7 protein-coding genes are annotated in these 6,401 nt (G+C 71.6%); all 7 read left to right on the forward strand.

The window, feature by feature from the left end:
• Nucleotides 1-2: 2 nt before the first annotated feature.
• The 7 genes from ACZ5GP_RS26530 (at nt 3) to ACZ5GP_RS26560 (ending at nt 6,357) form a co-directional block, all read left to right on the forward strand.
• Nucleotides 3-1,097 carry a hypothetical protein gene (locus tag ACZ5GP_RS26530; protein WP_468753193.1) on the forward strand — a complete coding sequence of 365 codons (1,095 nt, stop codon included), beginning with the start codon at nt 3-5 and terminating at the stop codon, nt 1,095-1,097.
• A 47-nt stretch (nt 1,098-1,144) separates the two neighbouring features.
• The gene (locus ACZ5GP_RS26535) at nt 1,145-1,624 is read left to right on the forward strand and encodes a hypothetical protein (protein ID WP_468753194.1); all 480 of its coding nucleotides are present in this window, start codon (nt 1,145-1,147) and stop codon (nt 1,622-1,624) included.
• Nucleotides 1,625-1,736: 112 nt separating this feature from the next.
• The gene (locus tag ACZ5GP_RS26540; protein ID WP_468753195.1) at nt 1,737-3,512 is read left to right on the forward strand and encodes an alpha-glucosidase; all 1,776 of its coding nucleotides are present in this window, start codon (nt 1,737-1,739) and stop codon (nt 3,510-3,512) included.
• Between the two features lie 245 nt (nt 3,513-3,757).
• Nucleotides 3,758-4,375 carry a TOPRIM nucleotidyl transferase/hydrolase domain-containing protein gene (locus ACZ5GP_RS26545; RefSeq protein ID WP_468753196.1) on the forward strand — a complete coding sequence of 206 codons (618 nt, stop codon included), beginning with the start codon at nt 3,758-3,760 and terminating at the stop codon, nt 4,373-4,375.
• A gap of 235 nt (nt 4,376-4,610) precedes the next feature.
• Nucleotides 4,611-5,075: an SPW repeat protein gene (locus ACZ5GP_RS26550; protein ID WP_468753197.1), complete on the forward strand. Its 465-nt coding sequence runs from the start codon at nt 4,611-4,613 to the stop codon at nt 5,073-5,075.
• Between the two features lie 200 nt (nt 5,076-5,275).
• Nucleotides 5,276-5,764: a DUF5709 domain-containing protein gene (locus ACZ5GP_RS26555; RefSeq protein ID WP_468753198.1), complete on the forward strand. Its 489-nt coding sequence runs from the start codon at nt 5,276-5,278 to the stop codon at nt 5,762-5,764.
• Between the two features lie 77 nt (nt 5,765-5,841).
• The gene (locus ACZ5GP_RS26560; RefSeq protein ID WP_468753199.1) at nt 5,842-6,357 is read left to right on the forward strand and encodes a DUF1360 domain-containing protein; all 516 of its coding nucleotides are present in this window, start codon (nt 5,842-5,844) and stop codon (nt 6,355-6,357) included.
• Nucleotides 6,358-6,401: the final 44 nt, after the last annotated feature.

Consider the following 6,401-nt stretch of genomic DNA (forward strand, 5'->3'; position numbering starts at 1 on the left):
GGATGCCTTCCAACGCATACAGCCTGGTACAGGCCAGGCGTCAGCCCCTGACGAAGAAGAACCTGCGGGAACTCGACATCGAGCAGACCTGGCAGTCCCTCCTGAACCATCCCAACCTGGTGTACGTCGACTCCTACGGCGCGAAGCACAAGCCCGTCGGGTTCTCCGTGAACAAGTCGAGCTTCGGCTCGTTCCCCGGGACCGCGTTCCAACTGGGCTGGCTCGCCTACATGAACCTCGGGGAGCCGCTGATCGAGGTGCGGGGCGACATCGGCCAGCCCCCGCCCGACACCTTCTCCTCACGTACGTACGTGAACCGCAGCCAGTCCGAGATGACCTTCACGGACTCGGTCGACTTCACCGTGTCCAACGGCGTCACGTGGTCGCTCCACGGCGACGCCAAGCTCACCTTCGGCGGCAGCGTCGGCGCGTCGCTCCAGCTCCAGTTGCAGAACCAGCTCCGCCTGGACCTCCAGTCGCAGCTCGCGGCGTCGTGTCAGAACGGGACCGCGAACCGGAACGGGGAGACCGTCACCAAGAAGAACAGCAAGGACAACGTGGGCACGGATTCCGCCTCCACCACCGAGACGTCCGTGAGCACTTCCGCGACGAACTCCTCGTCGAACACGATGACGAACTCGGTGGGGTTCACGACCACGGGCAGCGCCACCGGCAACGCCTCGCTCAACGCCCAGTTGGCGCTGGGCATCGCGGCCACGGTGGGCGGCTCCCTGAACACCAGCTGGGCCTCGAAGTCGCAGATCTCCGGCAAGGTCCCGCCGAACTCCCGCGTACAGACCCTCGTCACGCAGCGGCGCACCCGCAAGCAGTACACCTACGAGATCCCGGTGACCTTCTCCGGACTGATCGCGGTGCAGTACGCCGTGCCGGTCACGGTCCTCTCACCCCCGCAGCCGGGCGCCTACCCCGGCCTCGACCGGATGGTCGCCCGCCCCATCGCCGACCTCGACCTGGCCCCCGGCGGCTTCCGCCTGAAAGGGCTCGCCGAGGTCGTCTCCGCGCTGGAGGTCCACCACACGATGCTCGACGACGAGAGCCTGGCCGTCAGCCGACAGACGCTGTACAAGCAACCCTGACCGCACGGCGCCCGCAACGACCAGCAGACCAGTCAGAGGTGACGACCATGGTGTTCGACAACATCTTCAACTCCGCGGGCAGGGGCGCGGGCCTGTTCTCGGTGACCACCGACAGCACCAAGCCGCAGCCCGGTGCCGACGTCGACTTCGAGGACTGTGACGACGACACGTACGACGACACGACTCCCAGCCTGTTCCACAACGCCATCCACGGTGCCTCCTCCCGCGCGAAGATCGTGCAGGAGACGTCGCCCGAAGCGCGGGCCGTCCTCGGCTTCCTCGGCTCCTTCATCCAGACCACCCAGGCGACCGCGGGCGCACAGGCCCAGTACGCCCGGGACCCCGGCTCGGTGACCAAGGTGGCCTCCGACGGCATGCGGGAGGCGAGCACGACGGTGACGGAGCACAGCGGCCTCCAGATGGACAAGGACCTGAAGAACAAGCCGGACAAGAGCGACTTCAACAAGCCCCCCAAGGCCCCGGAGACCCCCAAGGCCCCCAAGGCCCCCGAGGCGCCCGGCTCCTAGCAGCGGGTCGCGAGGGGGCCACTCCGCGCACGCTTGGGTGCTCCCGTCACCTGGCTCGGCGATGGCCCCGCCCGCAGACCCCCCGCCCGCACACGCCCAGAAGAGGTGCGACGTGCCCCGACACCCCGCCCACCCCGCCGACTCCTGGTGGAGCGACGCCGTGGTCTACCAGATCTACCCCCGCAGCTTCGCCGACTCCGACGGGGACGGCGTCGGCGATCTGCGCGGCATCACCGAGCACCTGGACCACCTCGGCGCGCTCGGCGTGGACGTGCTGTGGCTCTCCCCCGTCCATCCCTCCCCGCACGACGACAACGGCTACGACATCAGCGACTACCAGGACATCGACCCGCTCTTCGGCACCCTGGCCGACTTCGACCGGCTGCTCGCCGCCGTGCACGAGCGCGGCATGAAGCTCGTCATGGACCTGGTCGTCAACCACACCTCGGACGAACACCCCTGGTTCACCGCCTCCCGCGACCAGGGCCCCGGCGGGGACCGCCGCGACTGGTACATCTGGCGGCCCGCCCGCGCCGGCATGGAGCCGGGCACCCCGGGCGCCGAGCCCAACAACTGGGGCTCCTTCTTCTCCGGTCCGGCCTGGACGTACGACCCCGTCGGCGGCGAGTACTACCTGCACCTGTTCTCCCGCAAGCAGCCCGACCTCAACTGGGAGAACCCACGGGTGCGCCGGGCGGTGCACGCCATGATGCGCTGGTGGCTGGACCGGGGCGTCGACGGCTTCCGCATGGACGTCATCAACCTCATCTCCAAGGCGCCCGGACTGCCGGACGGTGTCGTGCCCGAGGGCGCCCGGCACGGCGACGGCAGCCCGCACTACATCTGCGGCCCCCGAGTCCACGAGTACGTGGCCGAGATGCACCGCGAGGTCTTCGCCGGCCGGCCGCGCCCGCCGCTGACCGTCGGCGAGACGCCCGGCGTCACCCTCGAAGAGGCCCGGCTCTTCACCGACCCGGCCCGCCGCGAGCTCGACATGGTCTTCCAGTTCGAACACGTGGGCCTCGACCACGGGCCCGGCGGGAAGTTCGACGTCCGCGACCTGTGGCTGACCGACCTCAAGGCGAGCCTCGGCCGGTGGCAGACGGGGCTCGGCGACACCGGCTGGAACAGCCTCTACTGGAACAACCACGACCAGCCCCGCGTCGTCTCCCGCTTCGGCGACGACAGCCCCGCCCACCGCGCGCGCTCCGCCAAGCTCCTCGCCACCGTCCTGCACCTGCACCGCGGCACCCCGTACGTCTACCAGGGCGAGGAACTGGGCATGACCAACGCGCCGTTCGCCTCGATCGACGACTTCCGCGACATCGAGTCCCGCAACCATTACCGCGAGCAGAGCGCCCTCGGCGCCGACCCCGAGACGCTGCTGGACGGGCTGCGGCGCCGCGGCCGGGACAACGCCCGCACCCCGATGCAGTGGGACGCCACCGAGCACGCCGGTTTCACCCGCGGCACCCCGTGGATCGCCGTCAATCCCGACCACACCCACGTCAACGCCGAGGCGCAGCGCGCCGACCCGGACTCCGTCTTCCACCACTACCGCCGGCTGATCGCCCTGCGGCACACCGAACCCGCCCTGACCCACGGCGACTTCCGCATGCTGCACCCCGACCACGAGCAGCTCTACGCCTTCACCCGCCACCACGCGGCCGGCGGCACCGAACTGCTGGTCCTCGCCAACTTCGGCGCCACCGACCTCACCGTCGACCCGCCCGAGGGCTGGCAGGACAGCGAGATCCTCCTCACCACGCTGCCCACGGCCACGCCCCTCACGGCTCCGCACACCCTGTGGCCCTGGGAGGCCCGTGTGCACCGCCGCCGTGCCACCTCAGGACACGGCACCGCACCGGGCGCCGGCGAAACCCCGTAACGCACAAGTCCCGCCCCGTGACCACGGGGCGGGACTTGATCGGAGCGCTGGGCAGGCCTTGCACCTGCATTTCCCCGCAGGAAGCGGGGCGTCTTTCCTTGGACCACCAACGCGCGCTCGGCCACCGGCTTTTCGGCGACCGCTCAAGATCCACTGTAGCCCATGGCGTGCCCGGTCGTCACCTCCACGGTCGGGCGTCGAAAATGCGGGTGCCGTGGCGTGGAAGGCGGTGCAGACTCGGCCCCATGGTGGACATGGGGGCGTTCCGGGACGCGGTCGACGGCTGGGCGGCGGGCGGTTCCGGCGGGCCGGCCGGTGAGCTGGCCGGGCGGCTGGGGGTGCGGACGGCGGTCCTGCTGGAAGGGCCGAGCGATCTGGCGGCCGTCGAGGCGCTCGCCGCACGGCGTGGCCGGGACCTGGCCGCCGAGGGCGTCTGCGTCGTGCCGATGGGCGGGGCGATGAGCATCGCGCGCTACGCGGCTCTCCTCGGGCCGCCCGGCCTCGGCCTGCGCCTGGTCGGGCTGTGCGACGAGCGCGAGTGGCCCTTCTACGAGCGTGGCCTCGATCGGGCGGGGGCGCTGCGGCGGGGCTTCTTCGTGTGCGTGGCCGACCTGGAGGACGAGCTGATCCGCGCGCTGGGCCCGGCCCGGGTGGAGGAGATCATCGGGGCCGAGGGCGACCTGCGCGCCTGGCAGACCTTCCTGCGCCAGCCCGCGCAGCACGGCAGACCCGTGGACGGAAGGCTGCGGCGGTTCCTCGGCACGAAGAAGGGCCGCAAGATCCGCTACGGCCGGCTGCTCGTGGAGGCCTTGGAGCCCGCGCGGGTGCCGGGCCCGCTGGACGAGCTGCTCGCGACCCTGTGAGGGACCCGGACCAGTACACCTGCGGCACATCAGTCATATCGTGATACTTGAGATAGTTTGTCCCTTTTTGCGGAGGGTACCGGCTATGCAGGAGGCGATCACCGGGTCCGGTTCGCGCGGCTCGTGGGAACCGATCCCGGCCGAGCGCCTTTCGCGAGTCCCGTCCCCGCACCCCTGAACCACCACCAAGCTGGAGGTGGACGCAATGACAACGTCCCCCAGGACCTCGTCCTCGATGGAAACGCATCCCGACATCGCCGACATCCGCGCCCGCCACGAGATGGCGGAGCGCGCGGCGAGCACCCCCAAAGTGCAGGCCGTCGAGGCAATGGCCTTCGTCACCGGCCTCTACCTGGCCGCCTCGCCCTGGATCGCGGGCTTCAACGGCCTGACGCGGCTCGCCGTCACCAACCTGATCGTCGGCATCGCCTACGCCCTGCTGATGAGCGGCGGCTTCGGCCGGGCGTACGAGCGGACCCACAGCATGGCGTGGGCGGCGTGCGCGCTGGGCGCGTGGACGATCGTCGCGCCGTGGGTCGTGGCGGGTGACGTCAGCACCACCAGGTCCGTGGTCAGCAACATCATCACCGGCGCCGTGGCACTCCTGCTGGGCCTCGCGGCCAGCGCGGCCGCCCGGGCCGGGCACGGGTCGGACTCGGGCCACGCGAGGGCGCGGACCTACCGGGCCGGCCCCGGCTGACCGGTCCGTCGCCGCACCGCGCGCCCTCCGGCACCCTCCGTGCCGGGGGGCGCGCGGCAGTGCGGGGAAGCGCCCCTTCCGGGCGGGGAAGCGCCCGGGTCAGATCGTTTGGAGGAGTGTGTCGCGGGCACTTCGAAAGACCGACGCGCGACCATCAGTGGGCCAGCGCGACGACCCAGATTCCCAAGCACGAGGTAGTGATGAGCGACCAGAACATGGCGGACGACGCCTACCAGCCCACGGGCGGCAACGAGGAGCAGGAGGACGCCTCGCCGCTCGACCTTCAGGACGCGCTGGACGAGCGCACCTACGACGACATCCTCGACGAGGGCTATTCGCCGCCGGAGAAGCCGCTCGGCGTCACCAAGACCGGCACCACGGCCGCGGAGCAGCACGAGGGCGAGTCGCTCGACGAGCGGCTGCGCCAGGAGGTGCCCGACACGCAGCCGCCGCTGGGGGACGGCGTCGGCGATCTGCCGGGCGGCGAGGGCGAACCCATGGACCCGGAGGTCGGGGACGACCGCGCGGGCCGTCTCGTGGCCCCGGACGAGGGCGCCCACGCGGACACCACCAAGGAGGCCGTGGCCAGGGACGAGGGCATCGACGGCGGTGCGGCCGCCGCCGAGGAGGCCGCCGTGCACGTGGTCCCGGACGAGGACCTGCCGACGGACCCCGAAGACCTGGTCTGAGGGTCGCCCCGGCGCCGGTCCCCGCCGAGCCTGCGCACATCCTGCTACCACCGGGAACCCGCTTCCCTGGAGGCCTCATGACGACCGCGAAGAAGCACTTGGGCCACGATGTGGCTCACGCCTACGACGAGGACGGGGCGGTGCCGCTGGCCGGGTACGCCGCCTTGATGACGACATTCGCGGCCGCGACCGGCGCCCTCGTGGCGCTGGGGCGCAGGCGCGGCGCCGCGCTGCCCGAGCGGGTGCCGCCCTGGGACGTGGCGCTCATCGGCGTGGCGACGTTCAAGACGGCGCGGCTGCTCACCAAGGGCAAGATCACCGGCTTCCTGCGGGCGCCCTTCGCCCGCCGTGAGCGGGACGCGTCGGCGGGCGAGGTCATGGACGAGCCGCGCGGCTCGGGCCTGCGGCTGGCGGTCGGCGACCTGGTGACCTGCCCGTTCTGCGTGTCCGCCTGGACGACCACGGGGCTGCTCGGGGCGTATGTCCTCGCTCCCCGGGGCACCCGGCTGGTCGGCGCGGGCTTCGGCGCCATGGCCCTGGCCGACTGGCTCCAGTACGCGTGGGCGTGGACCCAGGAGAACGCCGAGAGCTGAGCGGCGCGGGTGCGGGGGGGGGGGGGAGGGAGGGGGGGGGGGGA

It is taken from the genome of Streptomyces sp. NPDC031466 (assembly GCF_055581265.1).